General features: G+C 69.0%; 13 protein-coding genes. 5 read left to right on the top strand and 8 right to left on the bottom strand.

All coding sequences use genetic code 11. From position 1 onward, the window contains the following. The first annotated feature begins 71 nt into the window (after positions 1 to 71). On the top strand, positions 72 to 1,133 hold the full coding sequence (locus ITJ61_RS18855; RefSeq protein ID WP_194687120.1) for an SDR family NAD(P)-dependent oxidoreductase: 1,062 nt from the start codon (positions 72 to 74) through the stop codon (positions 1,131 to 1,133). Between the two features lie 376 nt (positions 1,134 to 1,509). On the opposite strand, the gene ITJ61_RS18850 is transcribed toward ITJ61_RS18855, so the two are convergent. Beyond that, entirely contained in the window at positions 1,510 to 3,582 is a 2,073-nt protein-coding gene (locus ITJ61_RS18850; protein WP_104306031.1) for an ABC transporter ATP-binding protein, read from the bottom strand. Then, positions 3,579 to 5,312: an ABC transporter ATP-binding protein gene (locus ITJ61_RS18845; protein ID WP_104243025.1), complete on the bottom strand. Its 1,734-nt coding sequence runs from the start codon at positions 5,310 to 5,312 to the stop codon at positions 3,579 to 3,581. Before ITJ61_RS18845 ends, ITJ61_RS18850 begins: the two co-directional genes overlap by 4 nt. Positions 5,313 to 5,695: 383 nt before the next feature. On the opposite strand from ITJ61_RS18845, the gene ITJ61_RS18840 reads away from it, so the two are divergent. Beyond that, positions 5,696 to 7,480, top strand: a complete 1,785-nt coding sequence (locus ITJ61_RS18840) for a biotin carboxylase N-terminal domain-containing protein (RefSeq protein WP_104299673.1) — start codon at positions 5,696 to 5,698, stop codon at positions 7,478 to 7,480. A gap of 129 nt (positions 7,481 to 7,609) precedes the next feature. Continuing rightward, positions 7,610 to 8,374 (top strand): sulfite exporter TauE/SafE family protein, encoded by a 765-nt coding sequence (locus ITJ61_RS18835; RefSeq protein ID WP_194687145.1) that lies wholly within the window; start codon positions 7,610 to 7,612, stop codon positions 8,372 to 8,374. Between the two features lie 218 nt (positions 8,375 to 8,592). On the opposite strand, the gene ITJ61_RS18830 is transcribed toward ITJ61_RS18835, so the two are convergent. Next, entirely contained in the window at positions 8,593 to 10,041 is a 1,449-nt protein-coding gene (locus ITJ61_RS18830) for an NAD(P)H-quinone dehydrogenase (protein WP_104243028.1), read from the bottom strand. 129 nt (positions 10,042 to 10,170) lie between these two features. On the opposite strand from ITJ61_RS18830, the gene ITJ61_RS18825 reads away from it, so the two are divergent. Further along, positions 10,171 to 11,001, top strand: coding sequence for a purine-nucleoside phosphorylase (locus ITJ61_RS18825; protein ID WP_104243030.1), 831 nt, complete (start codon positions 10,171 to 10,173; stop codon positions 10,999 to 11,001). Beyond that, entirely contained in the window at positions 11,001 to 12,722 is a 1,722-nt protein-coding gene (locus ITJ61_RS18820) for a phospho-sugar mutase (RefSeq protein ID WP_194687119.1), read from the top strand. The genes ITJ61_RS18825 and ITJ61_RS18820 overlap by 1 nt, the downstream gene beginning before the upstream one ends. 274 nt (positions 12,723 to 12,996) lie before the next feature. Here the strand turns inward: ITJ61_RS18820 and ITJ61_RS18815 are convergent, their stop codons facing one another. The 5 genes from ITJ61_RS18815 to ITJ61_RS18795 form a co-directional block, all read right to left on the bottom strand. Further along, positions 12,997 to 13,308 (bottom strand): hypothetical protein, encoded by a 312-nt coding sequence (locus ITJ61_RS18815; protein WP_194687118.1) that lies wholly within the window; start codon positions 13,306 to 13,308, stop codon positions 12,997 to 12,999. A gap of 115 nt (positions 13,309 to 13,423) precedes the next feature. Next, the gene (locus ITJ61_RS18810) at positions 13,424 to 13,951 is read right to left on the bottom strand and encodes a methylated-DNA--[protein]-cysteine S-methyltransferase (RefSeq protein ID WP_194687117.1); all 528 of its coding nucleotides are present in this window, start codon (positions 13,949 to 13,951) and stop codon (positions 13,424 to 13,426) included. Then, positions 13,948 to 15,567: a DNA-3-methyladenine glycosylase 2 family protein gene (locus ITJ61_RS18805; protein WP_194687116.1), complete on the bottom strand. Its 1,620-nt coding sequence runs from the start codon at positions 15,565 to 15,567 to the stop codon at positions 13,948 to 13,950. Before ITJ61_RS18805 ends, ITJ61_RS18810 begins: the two co-directional genes overlap by 4 nt. Positions 15,568 to 15,713: 146 nt before the next feature. Further along, positions 15,714 to 16,199 (bottom strand): PTS sugar transporter subunit IIA, encoded by a 486-nt coding sequence (locus ITJ61_RS18800; protein ID WP_104243038.1) that lies wholly within the window; start codon positions 16,197 to 16,199, stop codon positions 15,714 to 15,716. Further along, positions 16,196 to 17,338, bottom strand: a complete 1,143-nt coding sequence (locus ITJ61_RS18795; protein ID WP_323744409.1) for an adenosine deaminase — start codon at positions 17,336 to 17,338, stop codon at positions 16,196 to 16,198. Before ITJ61_RS18795 ends, ITJ61_RS18800 begins: the two co-directional genes overlap by 4 nt. Positions 17,339 to 17,440 lie beyond the last annotated feature (102 nt).

Below are 17,440 nucleotides of genomic sequence, written 5' to 3'. Positions count from 1 at the left end.
ACTGTCGCCACCCCAGCCCACGCTCGCCGCGAGCGCGGGCTCGGCGGACCGAGCAGAAAGCTGGCACCACCATGACCTCGAGCGCACACCCCCTCACCGGCGACACCACGATCGGCGAATGGCTCACCGACCCGACGGGAGGCGTCGTCATCCGCGAGATCCTCGCCCAGGGCGGCCAGGACGCCTCCTCCCTCACCCCCGTCGCGGGCCTCCCCCTGTCGCAGCTCGTCGAGCTGAGCCAGGGAAAGTTCCCCCAGGAGATGGTGGATGCGATGATCGCGCGAGCGAACAGCGGCGAGGTCACCCCAGCACAGCCCGGTGAGTTCGGCCCCGCCGTCGACCACGACGCCCCTCGCGCGCCGCGGGCGGCGGCCTGGGTCGAAGCCACCACGGGCGGCCGCTTCGACGGCAAGACCGTCATCGTCACGGGTGCCGGCTCCGGTATCGGCAAGGCGACCGCGTCACGCATCGCGCGCGAAGGCGGGCGCGTCATCGCCGTCGACGTCTCCGCAGAGCGCCTCGGCGCGCTCGTCAGCGAGCACGACGGCGCCGACATCGTCACCCTCACCGCCGACATCACCGACGACGCCGGTGTCGCTCGGATCCTCGAGGCGGCCGGCGCCCGCATCGACGGCCTCGCGAACATCGCCGGCATCATGGACAACATGACGCCGGTCGGCGAGGTCAGCGATGAGGTCTGGAACCGCGTCTTCGCCGTCAACGTGACCGGCACGATGAAGCTCATGCGCGCCGTCGTGCCCGCGATGCTCGCCGTCGGCACGGGCGCGATCGTCAACGTCGCCTCCGAGGCCGCACTCCGCGGGTCCGCCGCAGGCGCCGCCTACACCGCGTCGAAGCACGCCGTCGCCGGGCTCACCAAGTCGAGTGCGTTCATGTACGGCCCGAGTGGACTCCGCATCAACGCCGTCGCCCCGGGACCCGTCGCCACCAACATCGAGGCCCGCTTCGACTCCGAGCTCGGCGGGCAGCGCGTCCGTCAGGCGATGGCGCTGCTGCCGACGCCGACCACGGGAACCGCGCTCGCCGCCTCCATCACGTTCCTGCTCAGCGACGACGGCGTCAACATCAACGGCGTCATCCTCCCCTCCGACGGAGGCTGGTCCGCCGCGTAGGCTTCCCCCATGAGCAAACCCGTCACGCGCACACGCAAGTTCTTCTGGATCGGCCTCGTCGTGATCGCGTTCATCTTCATCGGCTCCGGCGTCTACGAGATGCTCGCGTAGGGTCGACGCCGGCTCCGGCCCTCACCCCGGCCCCGGCCACCCTCGTCGGCGCCACCACCCTGCCGACCCCTCTGTGTTCTCCGGATGGCTTCCTCGCTTCGGGATGGGAAAGAACCCATCCGGAAGCGAGGAAGCCACCTCGAGACCGCGCGCGGCCGGCGCGCGATTGCTCGGGACACAACGGAAACGGCCGGGTGCCTCCGCACAGCAGCGGATGCACCCGGCCGAGCCGGATCACGAGATGCGCCCGATCAGGGGCCCGGACCTAGGACGTGAGCTGACTCTGCTCGGCATCCAGGTCGCTGACGGCCTGCTCGAACTGCGAGTTGTACAGCCTCGCGTACGCGCCGCCCTGCTTCACGAGCTCATCGTGCGTCCCCTGCTCGACGATGGAGCCGTGCTCCATGACGAGGATCAGGTCGGCGTCGCGGATCGTCGAGAGACGGTGCGCGATGACGAAGCTCGTGCGGCCCTGGCGAAGTGCCGCCATCGCCTGCTGCAGGAGCAGCTCCGTGCGCGTGTCGACCGAGCTCGTGGCCTCATCCAGGATGAGCACCTGCGGGTCGGAGACGAAGGCGCGCGCGATCGTGATGAGCTGACGCTCGCCGGCGGAGACGTTCGACGCGTCCTCGTCGAGCACCGTGTCGTACCCCTCAGGCAGTGAGTGCACGAAGCGGTCGACGTAGCAGGCGGTCGCAGCGGCGAGCACCTCCTCGTCGGTCGCGTCCTGACGCCCGTAGCGGATGTTCTCGCGGATGGACCCCGCGAACAGCCACGGATCCTGCAGCACCATGCCGGTTCGACTGCGGACGTCCTCGCGCCTGAGCTCGGCGATGTCCTGCCCGTCGAGCAGGATGCGCCCGCCGTCGAGCTCGTAGAAGCGCATGATGAGGTTCACGAGGGTCGACTTGCCGGCACCGGTCGGCCCGACGATCGCGACCGTCTGGCCAGGCTCGACCGAGAAGTTGAGGTTCTCGATGAGCTTCTGCTCCGGCGTGTACGAGAAGGTGACGTCGTCGAAGACGATCTCGCCCGCACCGTTCGCCGGCTTGGGCGCGTCGCTCGCGTCGGGCTCCTGCTCGTCCTCGTCGAGCAGCTCGAACACGCGCTCGGCCGAGGCCGTACCCGACTGCAGCACGGCAGCCATCCCGCCGAGCTCGGCGAGCGGCTGCGTGAACTGCTGCGAGTACTGGATGAACGCCTGCACGTCGCCGAGGCGCAGGTTGCCGCCCGCGACCATGAGGCCGCCGAGCACCGCGATGCCCACGTAGGACAGGTTTCCGATGAACATCATCGCCGGCATCATGACGCCCGCCCAGAACTGGGCCTTGAAGGCCGCCTGGAAGAGCTGCTCGTTGTCGACCTGGAACTGCTCGCGTGCATCCTTCTCGCGGCCGAACACGCGAACGAGGGCGTGACCGGAGAACGACTCCTCGACGCGCGCGTTGAGGCGTCCCGTCTTCTTCCACTGCTCGGCGAAGTTCCGCTGCGACTTCGGTCCGATGACGCCGAAGATGACGCCCATGAGCGGGAGAGTGACGAGCGCGACGAGCGCGAGCTGCCAGGAGATGGAGAACATCATGACGAGCACTCCGACGACCGTCAGAACGCTCGTGACGACCTGCGACAGCGACTGCTGCATCGTCTGCGTGATGTTGTCGATGTCGTTCGTGACGCGGCTCAGCAGCTCGCCGCGCTGCACGCGGTCGAAGTAGCTCAACGGCAGCGCGTTGATCTTGCGCTCGACGTCCTCGCGCAGCTTGTACATCGCCTTCATCATGATGATGTTGATGACGTACCCCTGCAGCCACATGAGCAGCGCCGAGAACACGTAGAGCGCGAGCACCGACAGGAGCACCATGCCGAGGCGCTCGAAGTCGACCCCCTCGCCAGGCGTGATGTCCATGGCGGCGACCATGTCGGCGAACTGCGTCTGGCCGGAGTCGCGGAGCCCCGCGACGACCTGGTCCTTGGAGGCGCCCGCCGGCAGCTGGCTGGAGACGACGCCCTCGAAGATGAGGTTGGTCGCCTGCCCGAGCACTCGTGGCGCGATGACGGAGAGCACGACGCCGACGGCGCCGAGGAACGACACGATGATGAGCGCGGCGCGGTAGGGCCGGAGCCTGCCGAGCAGCCTGCCGAAGCTCTGCCCGAAGTTCTTCGCCTTGCCGGGAGCGACGCTGTCCCAGTCGCCGGACGACTGCCTCGCCTGCTCGGCGAGCTCCAGCTCGAGCTGCTCCTCCTCGGTCAGGACCTTCTCGACGACCTCCTTCGGCCTGCGCTTGCCCCGACGGGCGCCCTTGGCGTCCTGGTTCTGGTTGTCTGCGTCACGGCTCATGACTGCGCCTCCACTGCGAGCTGGGAATCCACGATCTCCTTGTACGTCGTGCAGCTCTCGAGCAGCTCGTCGTGCGTTCCGAGACCGACCATGCGGCCGTCGTCGAGGACGACGATGCGGTCGGCGTCGACGATCGTCGAGATGCGCTGCGCGACCACGATCTTGGTCACGCCGGGCAGCTGCTCCCACAGCGCGCGCCGCAACCTGGCGTCGGTCGTGAGGTCGAGCGCGGAGAAGGAGTCGTCGAAGACGAACACCTGCGGTTCGTGCACGATCGCGCGCGCGATCGCGAGCCGCTGGCGCTGCCCGCCTGAGACGTTCGTGCCGCCCTGCGCGATGCGCGCTTCGAGCTGCTTGTCCTTCTCCTGCACGAAGGCCGTGGCCTGCGCGATCTCGAGGGCCTTCCAGAGGTCGTCGTCGGTCGCGGCCTCACGGCCGTAGCGCAGGTTCGAGGCGATCGTTCCGGTGAAGAGGAACGGACGCTGCGGGACCAGGCCGATGCCGTCCCACAGCAGCTCGGCGTCGGCCTCGCGGACGTCGACGCCGTTGACGCGCACGGAACCGCCCGTCGCGTCGAAGAGACGAGGGATGAGCGAGACGAGCGTCGTCTTGCCCGCTCCCGTGGAGCCGACGACGGCGACCGTCTCACCGGGGGCGGCGCGGAAGGAGATGCCCGTGAGCACCGGCTCCTCTGCACCCGGGTACGTGAACTCGACGTCGTCGAACTCGATGACGCCCGGCTCCGGGAAGTCGGAGACGGGGTCGGCCGGCATGATGAGCGTCGACTCGGTGTCGAGCACCTCGGAGATGCGGTCGGCGCTGACGGCCGCGCGCGGGATCATGATCGTCATGAAGCTCGCCATGAGCACGCCCATCAGGATCTGCATGACGTAGGCCATGAACGCGAAGAGCGTCCCGATCTCGACCGTGCCCTGGTCGACCTGGATTCCGCCGAACCAGATGACGCCGACGACGGTGATGTTCAGCACGAGCATCGCGAGCGGGAAGAGCGTGACGAAGAGATCGCCGACTCGCTTGCCGAGGAGGAAGAGGTCGTTGTTCGCGACCTCGAACCGCTGCTCCTCGATCGGCTCGCGCACGAACGCGCGCACGACGCGCACACCGGTGAGCTGCTCGCGCAGGATCCGGTTGATGTTGTCGAGCTTCACCTGGAACTGGCGGAACAGCGGCACCATCCGGCTGATGATGATGCCGACCAGCAGGAGCAGCACGGGGGCCGCGACGCCGATGATCCAGGAGAGGCCCACATCCTGCTGCAGGGCCATGATGATGCCGCCGATCGCGAGCATGGGAGCCGAGACGAGCATGGTGGAGCCCATCATGGCGAGCATCTGCACCTGCTGCACGTCGTTCGTGTTGCGCGTGATGAGCGAGCCCGCCCCGAAGCGCGAGACCTCGCGCTCGGAGAAGCCGCTCACTCGCGCGAAGACGTCGGCGCGGATGTCACGGCCGAGCGCCATGGCGGCGCGCGCGGCGAAGACGGTCGCGATGATCGAGCACGTGATCTGCCCGAGCGAGATCGCGAGCATGACGGCGCCCGTCGACCAGATGTAGTCGGTGTCGGCGTTGGCGACGCCCTTGTCGATGATGTCGGCGTTGAGTCGCGGCAGGTACAGCGACGCGAGCGCTTGAAGGAATTGGAAGACCAGCACGCCCGCGAGGAGCGGCCAGTACTTCCTGAGATAGCGGGCGAGGAGCTTACCGAGCATCGATTCTCCGGAACGACGAGGCGTCTCGCATTGCGCATCCGCTAGCGTGGTGGATGCGCGTCGCTGGGGACGCGGAGTGGACGGCAATTCGGCGGGCCCGGACTGGACCTGGCACACCGGACCATTGCTGGTCGTGCAGTCATTGCTGACCGACTGGCAGGACGAACTGAGCGAAAGCTCAGCCCTGTAGCTAAACACGACGTAATACATGACGCAACACCCTTCCCACTCCCTGGGAATGTGCAACGCGGCCAATGTCGCCCAACTGCCACACGCTCGGCGTGGTGAGAACCTCCAACCGAGCGCATCTGACAACCTTCTCCCGATAAGTTTGTCGAATCGAGCCAAATCCGGCCGCACCGACCTCAATAGGCTTAGGAACCATGTCGCGAATCTCGAAGCTCCTCATCGCCAACCGTGGCGAAATCGCCGTACGCATTGCACGAGCGGCTCGAGACGCGGGTATCACCTCCGTCGCCGTGTACGCAGACCAGGACCGTGACGCACCCCACGTCCGCCTCGCCGATGAGGCGTACGCGCTGCGAGGCGCCACGAGCGCCGAGACGTACCTCGTGATCGACAAGCTGCTCTCCATCGCCCGCCGCTCCGGCGCCGACGCCGTGCACCCGGGATACGGCTTCCTCGCCGAGAACGCCGAGTTCGCACGCGCCGTCATCCGCCAGGGACTCACCTGGATCGGCCCGTCCCCCGAGGCCATCGAGGCGCTCGGCGACAAGGTCACGGCGCGCCACGTCGCCGAGAAGGTCGGCGCACCGCTGGCCCCCGGCACGCTCAACCCCGTCGAAGGCCCGAGCGAGGTCCTCGACTTCATCGACATCCACGGACTGCCGGTCGCCATCAAGGCCGCGTTCGGCGGCGGCGGGCGCGGGCTCAAGGTCGCACGCGAGCGCGAAGAGGTCGCCGAGCTGTTCGAGTCCGCGACCCGCGAGGCCATCACCGCGTTCGGACGCGGCGAGTGCTTCGTCGAGAAGTACCTCGACAAGCCCCGCCACGTCGAGACGCAGTGCCTCGCCGACTCCCACGGCAACGTCGTCGTCGTCTCCACGCGCGACTGCTCGCTGCAGCGACGCCACCAGAAGCTCGTCGAGGAGGCGCCAGCGCCCTTCATCACCGCCGAGCAGGAAGCCGAGATGCGTCGCGCATCCAAGGCGATCCTCAAGGAGGTCGGCTACGTCGGCGCTGGAACCTGCGAGTTCCTGCTCGCCGCCGACGGCACGGTCGCGTTCCTCGAGGTCAACACGCGCCTCCAGGTCGAGCACCCGGTCTCCGAGGAGGTCACCGGCATCGACCTCGTCCGCGAGCAGTTCCGCATCGCCCAGGGTGAAGCGCTCGGCTACGACGACCCGACGGTCACCGGCCACTCGTTCGAGTTCCGCATCAACGGCGAGGACCCGGGCCGCGGATTCTTCCCAGCCCCTGGCACCGTCACGACCTTCCGCGTTCCTGGAGGCCCCGGCGTGCGCGTCGACTCCGGCGTCCGCGAGGGCGACGTCGTCTCCGGCGCCTTCGACTCCCTGCTCGCGAAGCTCATCGTCACGGGCGCCACGCGCGAGGAGGCACTCGAGCGCTCCCGCCGCGCCCTCGAGGACTTCGAGCTGAACGGCATGCCGACCGTCCTGCCCTTCCATCGCTCCGTCGTCCGCGACCCCGCCTTCACTGCCGAGAACGGCGAGTTCGGGGTCTACACGAGCTGGATCGAGACCGAATACAGCAACACGATCGAGCCGTGGGGTGGCGAAGCCGGCGACGTCAACGAGCCGATCGCGCGCCGCAACGTGGTCGTCGAGGTCAACGACAAGCGCCTCGAGGTGTCGCTCCCCGAGCGCCTGCTCGCCGCCACCGGTGTCGGCCACGGCGGTGCGGGTCGGACCATGGCGGGGCACGCCCCGAAGCGCCGCTCGCACACCAACGTCGAGACCCACTCGAGCGGTGACGTCGTCGCCCCCATGCAGGCGACGATCGTGAAGTTCGCCGTCGAGGAGGGGCAGAAGGTCGTCAAGGGCGACCTCCTCGTCGTCCTCGAGGCCATGAAGATGGAGCAGCCCATCCAGGCTCCCCGCGACGGCATCGTCGCATCCATCTCCGGTGCCGCCGGCGAGACCGTCTCGAGCGGCACGAAGCTGCTCGAGCTCGCCGACGCCGAGTAGCCTCGGTAGGTGATCGACGCCTCCCTCCTGACCTCCACGCTGCTCTCGTCGCCCCTCGACGCCGCGCTCACGACGAACGACGCGAGCTGGCTCGAGTCGTTCACGGGGCTCGAGGGGTTCAACGGGTGGCTGCTCGCGCTCGTCATCGTGGGCGGCTTCGCAGCCGGCTGGGTGGATGCGGTCGTCGGCGGCGGCGGGCTGATCCAGCTCACGATGCTGCTCACGCTGCCGGGCGTCTCGCCCGTGCAGGCACTCGCGACCAACAAGTTCGGCAGCATCGCCGGCACCGCGACCAGCTCCATCACCTACTTCCGACGCGTCAAACCCGACCTGCGAACCGCGCTGCCCATGGCCGCCATCGCGCTCTTCGGCGCCTACGGCGGCGCGATCCTCGCCTCCAGCATCCCCGCCGCAGCCTTCAAGCCCATCATCGCCATCGCGATCCTCGGCATCGGGATCTTCACCGCCTTCAAACCGAGCGTCGGGCAGCTCGACAAGCTCAAGTACGAGGGACGCAAGCACCACGTCATCGCGGGCCTCATCGGCTTCGCGATCGGCGTCTACGACGGCCTGCTCGGCCCGGGGACCGGGTCCTTCCTCGTCATCGCCCTCGTGTCCCTGCTCGGCTACTCGTTCCTGCAGGCCAGCGCGAAAGCCAAGATCGTGAACCTCGGCACCAACCTCGGAGCGCTCCTCTTCTTCGCCCCACAGGGCTACGTGCTCTGGGGGCTCGGCGCCGTTCTCGCCGTCTCCAACGTCGCCGGCGGCTACCTCGGCGCCCGCACCGCCATCCGCGGCGGGAGCAAGCTCATCCGCTGGGTCTTCCTCATCGTCGTCAGCGTGCTCTTCATCAAGCTCGCCATCGACATCTGGAACGAGTACGTCGCGAGCTGACCGCTCTCACGGCGCGGAACGCCGCCAGGCGCCGTTCCAGCACCGAGAAAGCCGAGCTAGGGAGTGTCTGACAGTGGATCGCCGCAGCGAGCACAGCCTGGTCGTGTGAGCTGCAAGGCGGAGAACGAAGCCCAATGCGGAGCATTGCGCGAGTTCTCCAACGCAGCAGATCGCGCGCCCAGGACGAGCGGAGTCGGCGAGGCGTTGTCAGACACGAGCTAGGCCTTCGTCTGCTCCTCGTACGGCATGTGCATGGCACGGGCGGCATCCGAGATGCTGCTCGCGAGCGACGGGTAGACCGCCCAGGCACGCGCGACCTGGTCGACCGTGAGGCGCTGCTCGATGGCGATCGACAGCGGCAGCACGAGCTCCGAGGCACGAGGTGCGACGATCACGCCGCCGATGACGGTGCCCAGGTCGTTGCCGGCGATGAGCTTCACGAAGCCGTCGCGCACGCCCTGCATCTTGGCACGCGGGTTCTCGCCGAGCGGCAGCTTGTAGACGCGACCCTCGCGGGTGCCGTCCTCGATGGAACGCTGCTGCCAGCCGACCGTCGCGATCTCCGGGTACGTGAAGATGTTCGAGGCGACATTGCGCAGGTTGATGGGCCGCACCTCGTCGCCGAGCGCGTGGAACACCGCCGTGCGCCCCTGCGTGGAGGCGACGGATGCGAGCGGGAAGAACTCCGTGCAGTCGCCGGCCGCGTAGATGTTCGGCACCGAGGTGCGCGCGACGCGGTTGACGCGGATGTGCCCGGACGGCGAGACCTCGACACCGGCCTCCTCGAGCCCGATGCCGGAGGTGTTCGGGATCGAGCCGACCGCGATGAGGCAGTGCGAGCCACGCACCTCGCGCCCGTCGTCGAGGGTCGCCACGACCTCGTTGCCGTCGCGGACCACGGTCGCCGCACGGGACTTCGACAGCACGGTCATGCCGCCGCGCTTGAAGACGTCCTCGATGACATCCGCGGCATCAGCGTCCTCGTTCGGGAGCACGCGGTCGCGGCTCGAGACGAGCGTGACCTTCGAGCCGAGCGCCGAGTAGGCCGACGCGAACTCGGCCCCGGTCACGCCAGAGCCGACGACGATGAGGTGGCTCGGCATCTCCTTGAGGTTGTAGAGCTGGGTCCAGGTGAGGATGCGCTCCCCGTCGGGCTTGCACGAGTCGAGCGTGCGAGGACGAGCACCGACCGAGATCACAGCCGAGTCGAACTCGATGCGGTCGAAGTCCTGCCCACCCGAGCCGGTGCCGACCGTGACGGCCGAGTTGCCGTCGAGCTTGCCCTCGCCCTGGATGACGTTGACCCCGGCAGCCTCGAGCGTGCGCTGCATGTCGTCCGACTGGTTCTGCGCGAGGCGCAGCAGCCGCTTGTTCAGCTTCGAGAGATTCACCGCGACCTCGGGCTTCAGCGGCTTCCCCGTGTCGCCCTTCGCGAAGAACTGCACGCCGAGTTCGCCGGACTCGCGGATCGCCGTCGCCGCCTCTGCGCTGGCGATGAGGGTCTTGGAGGGAACCACGTCGGTGAGGACGGCGGAGCCGCCGACGCCGACGCGTTCGATGAGGGTGACTTCTGCGCCGAGGCGGGCGGCCGAGAGCGCGGCTTCGTACCCGCCTGGCCCCCCGCCGACGACGACGATGCGGTGCTTGCGATCAAAGGGCGTGGCCATACCCGCTATTGTCCTCCTCCCGCATGAACCCGCCAAACCGGAGAGGTTTCCGCGCCGTTCCGAGACGGGGCGGGACATCATCCGCTTGTGCTCCACGCAGGTCCCGCCCCGGTCGCTACGCTGGGGTGCATGTCAACGCACGAGTCAGAGTCGATCGACGATCCAGCCACCTCACCCTTCGAGTTCGCGCAGGCAGCTGCCGCGGTCATCGCCGAGAAGACGGGTGTCGAACGCCACGACATCGCGCTCACGCTCGGCAGCGGATGGGGGCAGACGGCCGAGCTGCTCGGCGAGACGATCGCGACCATCCCAGCCGACGAGGTGCCCGGATTCGCGAAGTCCGACATCCCAGGCCACTCCGGGACGCTGCGCTCGATTCGCCTCGCGAACGGCAAGCACGCGCTGGTCATCGCAGCGCGCACGCACTACTACGAGGGCAAGGGTGTGCGCCGCGTCGTGCACTCCGTGCGCACCGCCGCGGCGGCCGGCGCCTCGGTCATGATCCTCACCAACGGCGCTGGCGGCGTGCGCCCCGAGTGGGGCCCTGGCACGCCCGTGCTGATCTCGGATCACATCAACCTCACGGCCGACTCGCCCCTCGAGGGAGCGACCTTCATCGACCTCACCGACCTGTACTCGGCGCGCCTGCGCGAGCTCGCGCTGACAGTGCGCGACCTCGACGAAGGCGTGTACGTGCAGTTCCGCGGCCCGCACTACGAGACCCCCGCCGAGGTCAGGATGGCGCGCACGATCGGCGGCGACATCGTCGGCATGTCGACGGCGCTCGAAGCCATCGCGGCTCGCGAGGCCGGCATGGAGGTGCTCGGCATGTCACTCATCACGAACCCGGCGGCCGGCGTCTCGCCCAACCCGCTGAGCCACGCGGAGGTCCTCGAGGCAGGCAAGGCGGCGGAAGCCGATCTCGCCGAGCTGCTCTCCCAGATCGTGGTCAAGCTCTGATGAGCGGCATCGCACGGTCGCTGCAGGTCGCGCTCCGGCACAACGCGGTGTCCTGGCTCGAGCAGGACCCCGACGAGGTGACGCGCGCCGAGCTGCAGCAGCTGCTCGACGCCGCCGGCGACGTGTCGCCCGAGCTCGCCATCATCGAAGACGCTGACACCAGCGAACGCGCCGCGGCCTGGCGCGAGCTGCAGGACCGCTTCTGCGCCCGCCTCGCGTTCGGAACCGCCGGCCTCCGCGGCCGCCTCGGCGCTGGCCCGAACCGCATGAACCGGGTCCTCGTCGCCCAAGCCGCTCAAGGCTTCGCCGACTTCCTGCTCGCGCGAGAGGAGTCCCCGTCGATCGTCATCGGCTACGATGCCCGCAACAACTCGCAGCGCTTCGCGCAGGACACTGCGGAGATCATGCAGGCCGCGGGCGTCGCCGCCACGATCCTGCCGAGGCAGCTCCCGACGCCCGTGCTCGCATTCGCCGTCCGCCGACTCGGCGCATCCGCTGGCGTCATGGTCACCGCCTCGCACAACCCGAAGTGGGACAACGGCTACAAGGTGTACCTCGGCGGGGCCGACGACGGCTCGCAGATCGTCGCGCCCGTCGATGCCGAGATCGCCGAGGCGATCGGCAAGGTCGCGGCCGGCCGGAAGGTGCCGGAGCTCCCACGATCCGCGGAGTACGCGACGGCCGACGAGTCCATCGTCACCGACTACGTGTCCGCGACCGCGGCCCTCCTGCGCGGAACGCCGAGCGACGTGCGCTTCGTCTACACGCCCCTGCACGGTGTCGGCTGGGAGACGTTCCGCGCTGTCGTCGCAGAGCTCGGCATCGCCGAGCCGGTCGTCGTCGCGCAGCAGGTCGAGCCGGACGGCGCGTTCCCGACGCTCGACTTCCCGAACCCCGAGGAGCCGGGCGCACTCGACCTCGCCTACGAGACGGCGGATGCTGCGGGAATCGACCTCGTCATCGCGCACGATCCCGACGCCGACCGACTCGCCGTCGCCGTCAAGGGCGTGTCCGGCTGGCGGCGCTTCGGCGGCAACGACATCGGGAAGATCCTCGGCTGGCGCGCCGCAGAGCAGGCGAAGGCCGACGGCGTGCACGGCACGCTCGCGACCTCCGTCGTCTCCGCCCCAGCCCTCGGGCGCATCGCCCACGAGTACGGGCTCGACTACGCCGAGACGCCCACGGGATTCAAGTGGATCTCCCGCGCCCCGAACATCCTCTACGGCTACGAGGAGGCTCTCGGCTACCTCGTCAACCCGGAGACGGTGCACGACAAGGACGGCATCTCCGCGTCGGTCGCGATCCTCGAGCTCATCATGGGGCTCCAGGCCGAGGGGCGCACGCTCATCGACCACGACGACGCCTTCGCCGAGCGCTTCGGCACGTTCGTGTCGACGCAGGTCTCGGTGCGCTTCGACGACATCGCCCAGATCCCCCGCGTAATGGCGGTCCTGCGCGGCCACACGCCCACCGAGGTCGGCGGCGTCGCAGTGCTCGAGACCGGCGACCTGTCCGGCGACGAGGTGCCTATCGACCTGCTGCGCTACCAGCTCGCCGACGGCACACGCGTCATGGTTCGGCCCTCGGGCACGGAGCCGAAGATCAAGGTGTACGTCGACGCATCCAGCGAGGACGGCACACCAGCCGAGCGCGCGGCAGACGCCGAGGCGAAGGCAGCCAGGGCCGGCGAGGCCCTGCGGGTCACCCTCACCACCGCGTAGGCGAAGGACTCCACACGAGAGCCTCTCCTGACGGACCAGCGTCCGCTCAGGGGAGGCTCTCGTCGCAGCACCACGTTCCGCGCTGGCTTCGCGCTGCACCCTGGCTTCACGATCTGCCAAGGTGTCGGGATGGCTTTCACGCCTCGCGATGGCTTGCAACCCATCCGCAAGCGCCAAACCCACCCCGAAACAGACCAGCGGCAGACGTTCCTGTCGCGGGATGGCTTCCTCGCCCGCTTCAGGATCCACCCCCGCCGCGGGATCCACGCCCGCTTCAGGATCCACCCCCGACTTCGGGATGGCATGCACGCCTGCGGATGGCTTGCAACCCATCCGCAAGCGCCAAACCCACCCCAAAACAGACGAGCGGCAGACGTTCCTGTCTCGGGATGGCTTCCTCGCCCGCTTCGCGATCCACCCCCGCCGCGCGATCCACGCCCGCTTCAGGATCCACCCCGACTTCGGGATGGCTTGCACGCCTCGCGCTGGCTTGCAACCCATCCGCAAGCGCCAAACCCACCCCGAAACAGACGAGCGGCAGACCTTCCTGTCTCGGGATGGCTTCCTCGCCCGCTTCGCGATCCACGCCCGCTTCGCGATGCACCAAGGTTTCGGGATGGCTTGCACGCCTCGCGATGGCTTGCAACCCATCCGCAAGCGCCAAACCCACCCCGAAACGGCAGACGAGGTCGCCCGGCTCGTCAATCGGCGTGGGCGAGCTCGCGCTGCAGGAGGGAGCGCTTGACGTCGATACCCCACGCGAATCCGCCGAGCGTGCCGTCCGAGCGCAGTACCCGGTGGCAGGGCACGAAGAGCGCAGGCGCGTTGCTGGCGCAGATGCTCGCTGCCGCGCGCACGGCCGTCGGCCGTCCGAGAGCCGTCGCGAACTCCGTGTAGGTGAGCGGATGCCCTGCCTCGATGGCCCGCAGACCGAGCCACCCCTGCATCCGGAACGTCGCGCCGAACTGGGCGACCAGCACGTCGTCGATGGCGCGGAGATCACCGTCGTAGTACGCACGCACGGCATCGGAGGCGGCAGCGCGACCCCGCGCGACGGCGTTCGGCCTGGCCTGCGCCGTGATGCGCTCCAGGACACGCTGCTCGTCGTCGCTCCAGCCTGAGGCGAGCACCGCCCCGTCACGGTCGCGGGCGATGATCGTGAACGGCCCGTCTGGGGTGTCGAGCGTCTCGATGACGGCCCGAGCTTCACTGCTGGTCTGCGTGCTCATGCTGGTGTCTCCGTGGTGGTGGGCGGTGTCTGCGCGGTGGCGCGGATCTTGGTGCCGGGTCGTGCCCTGGGCGGGACAGCTCCCCAGAGGTGGAGGGACAGGTAGCTTCGCCACGGCCTGAACTGCTCCGCGACGTCCGTGAGGGCTCTGGGCTCAGGTGGAAGGCCGAGCGCTCTGGCTCCGCTTCGCAGGGCGACGTCTCCCGTGAGCAGCACGTCTGGGTTGCCAAGCACCCGCATGCTCACGTAGCCGGCCGTCCAGTCGCCGATGCCCTTGAACGCCGTCAGCGCCTCGTGCTGCTCGGCGATGTCGTCACCCGGCGAGAGCCGCAGTCGGCCGTCCGCGATCGCCTCGGCGACGCGTGTGATGGTCGCCGACCGTGCCTTGGGGCCGGCGAAGGATGCCTCGCCGAGCTCCGCGATGGCGGCTGCGCTCGGGAAGAGGCGGTTCACGCCGAGCTCGGCCGCGTGTTCCTCGTTGTCGCCGTTCTGCTCGAGCGAGGCCCCCGCCCGCGCGGCGAGGCGACCAAGAGCCGTCCGTGCCGCCGAGACGGTGATCTGCTGCCCGATGATGGCGCGAAACAGCATCTCGTCGGGGTCCACTGCTCCGGGCAGGCGCCGGCCCGGGCGAAGGCGCACGCGCTCCGCGATCGCCGGATGCACGGAGAGCGCTCCGTCGACGGCCGCCGGGTCCGCATCCAGGTCGAAGAGCCGGCGCACACGCGTGACGAGGGCCTGCAGGTCGCTGAGGTCGGTGAGGCGCGCGCGGAGTCGCAGCGACGCGGGCTGCGGGCCGCCAGCGTCCACGCCGAACCATGCGGGGCCTCCCGGGAGGAGGAGACTGCGCTCGTACCGATCGTCGGTCGCGACCTCGACCCCGTCGATGGCGCGCTCCCGGAGCCAGGCGAAGACGCCCACGGCGTCGTACGGCTCCCGGTACGCGAGCGACAGCGTCAGCGGGGCGGCTCCGGTGCTCAGCGCCAGGCCAGCGCCGAAGCTCCCGAGGCCCCCGTCCGTGACTCGCGACGCGGCCGCCACGGCTCGTCTTCGCGATCGCTCGCGCACGAGGGTCGGCGTCAGTTGGAAGACCTCCTGGATGGTCTCGTTGAACGCTCTGACACTCGCGAAGCCGGCCGCGAAGGCCACCTCGCCGAAGGGCAGGTCCGTGGCGCCGAGCAGCGTCGCCGCCGTGCGTGCCCGCTGCGCGCGTGCAAGCGCAAGCGGACCCGCGCCCAGTTCGGCGGTGAGTACCCTCGCGAGGTGCCTGGACGAGTAGCCGAGTCGGGCAGCGAGGCCAGGGACCCCTTCACGCTCCACGACCCCGTCGCCGATAAGCCGCATGGCCCTGCCGGCGACGTCGCCGCGGAGGTTCCAGGCTGGGTCACCGGGTGCCGCATCCGGCAGGCAGCGCTTGCAGGCCCGGTACCCGGCCTCGTGGGCGGCGGCGCTCGTCGGGTAGAACGTGACGTTCTCCCGCTTGGGTGTGCGGGCGGGGCAGCTCGGTCTGCAGTAGATGCCGGTCGACCCGACGGCGGTGATGAACTGCCCGTCGAAGCGTCGATCCTTGGCGAGGATCGCGCGGTACCGCTCGTCGCCGGTGAGTGTGATGCTTGCCATGCGACGAGTCTGGCAGGTTGCCCCCGCCAGAGCTCGCGGAAATCGGACACGACGGTGGGGGTGTTCCCCCGCCCTGCGGCACTTTCTGCGCACCGAGCGGCGGCGCGCTCCTGCGCAGTGTCGTGCCGATGAGACGAGAAGCCCGGTCAGGCGATGAGCAGCCCCGCTGCGACGAGCCTCGGCTTGAGGAGCTCGACGAACTTCTCGGGCGTGGCTGCGGCGACGAGCTCGCCGAGCACCGCGTCGTTGTCGAACGTCTTCGCCAGCGCGGCGATGAGCTTGAGGTGCTCCGACGCGCTGGTCGCCGTCATGCCGACGACGATGCGCACGGGGTCGTAGCGAGCATGGCCGAAGCCGACGCCTTCCGGGTAGGTGATGACGGCCAGACCGTTCTCGATGGTCTCCTCACCGGGACGCGCGTGCACGAGCGCGACGCCCGGACCGACGACGACATACGGCCCGAAACGTTCGATGACGCGGACCATGTTGCTGGTGTAGCCGCGCTTCGCGTAGCCGCGCTCGGCGAGCAGCTCGCCCATCTGACCGACGGCCTGCCGCCAGTCGAGCGCCTGCTCGGCGAGGCGCACGCTGCTTGCGTCGAACTGAAGCTCAGGTGTGGCCTGCGCGTTCATGCTCCTGCCTCGTCGAACCCTTCGCTCACGATCTCAGCCAGCTCTTCCCGGTCTTCGATCGGCAGGAACGCGCCCTCGGCGGCGTTCAGCTGGAACGTCTCCAGGTCGGCGAGGTCGTAGTCGAAGGCGTCGGCGAGCAGCGTCAGCTCTCGGGAAATGCTGGTCGCGCTCATGAGGCGGTTGTCGGTGTTGACGGTCACCGTGAAGCCGAGCTGGTGGAGCAGATCGAAGGGATGGTCTTCGATGCTGTCTCCCCAGGCGGCGATGGCGCCGGTCTGCAGGTTCGAGGATGGGCTGAGCTCGAGCGGGATGCGGCGGTCGCGCACCCACTGGGCCAGCCGGCCGAGCGACACGTAGGTGCCGTCGTCGTCTTCGCCCTCGAGGTCGATGTCTTCTGCGATGCGCACGCCGTGGCCGAGGCGCAGCGCGTGGGCGTCGAAGAGGGCGCTCTCGATGGAGTCGAGGCCTGCGGCTTCCCCGGCGTGGACCGTGGCGGGGAACCGTTCCGACATGAGGTAGTCGAAGGCTTCCTGGAGGTTCGTGGGCGGGAACCCGTCCTCCGGGCCGGCGATGTCGAAGCCGACGACGCCAGCCTCGCGGTGGCGCACGGCGAGCTTCGCGATCTCGAGTCCGTTGCCAGCGTGGCGCATGGCGCTCACGAGCTGGCCGACGCGGATGCGCTTGCCGTGGGATCGGACGTCGTCGATGCCCTCATTGATGCCGGCCTGGACCGCGTTCACGGCGTCGTCGAGGCTCAGGCCACGCTTGAGGTGCTGCTCTGGCGCCCAGCGGACTTCGCCGTAGACGACCCCGTCGGCGCCGAGGTCGTTGACGAAGTCGCGAGCGACGCGCCGCAGACCGTGTGTGGTCTGCATGACGGCCGTGGTGACGTCGAAGGTCTTGAGGTACTCGACGAGCGAGCCGGAGTCGGACTGGTCGGAGAACCAGTTCGACAGTTCGGGAGCACTCGTCGCGGGGAGTTCCAGACCGATCTCGTCGGCGAGCTCGATGATGGTCTGCGCCCGCAGCCCACCGTCGAGGTGGTCATGCAGCGACACCTTCGGCAGCGCTCGGATGCTGGTGCCGTCTCGTAGCGTGAAATCGCCCTCGTCGTATGGCGCGGAGCTCTGCACAGACACGGTGTTCCCCTTCGAATGTGGCCGCGAACCAACAAGTGCGGCCGTCCAGAGCCCTGATTCTATCGGGCGGAGACAACCGGCGCGCGAGGCGGCGCGGCGGTG

It is taken from the genome of Pseudoclavibacter sp. VKM Ac-2888, assembly GCF_015351285.1.
GTDB lineage: Bacteria > Actinomycetota > Actinomycetes > Actinomycetales > Microbacteriaceae > Pseudoclavibacter.
This window is presented reverse-complemented; position numbering and strand designations above follow the sequence as displayed.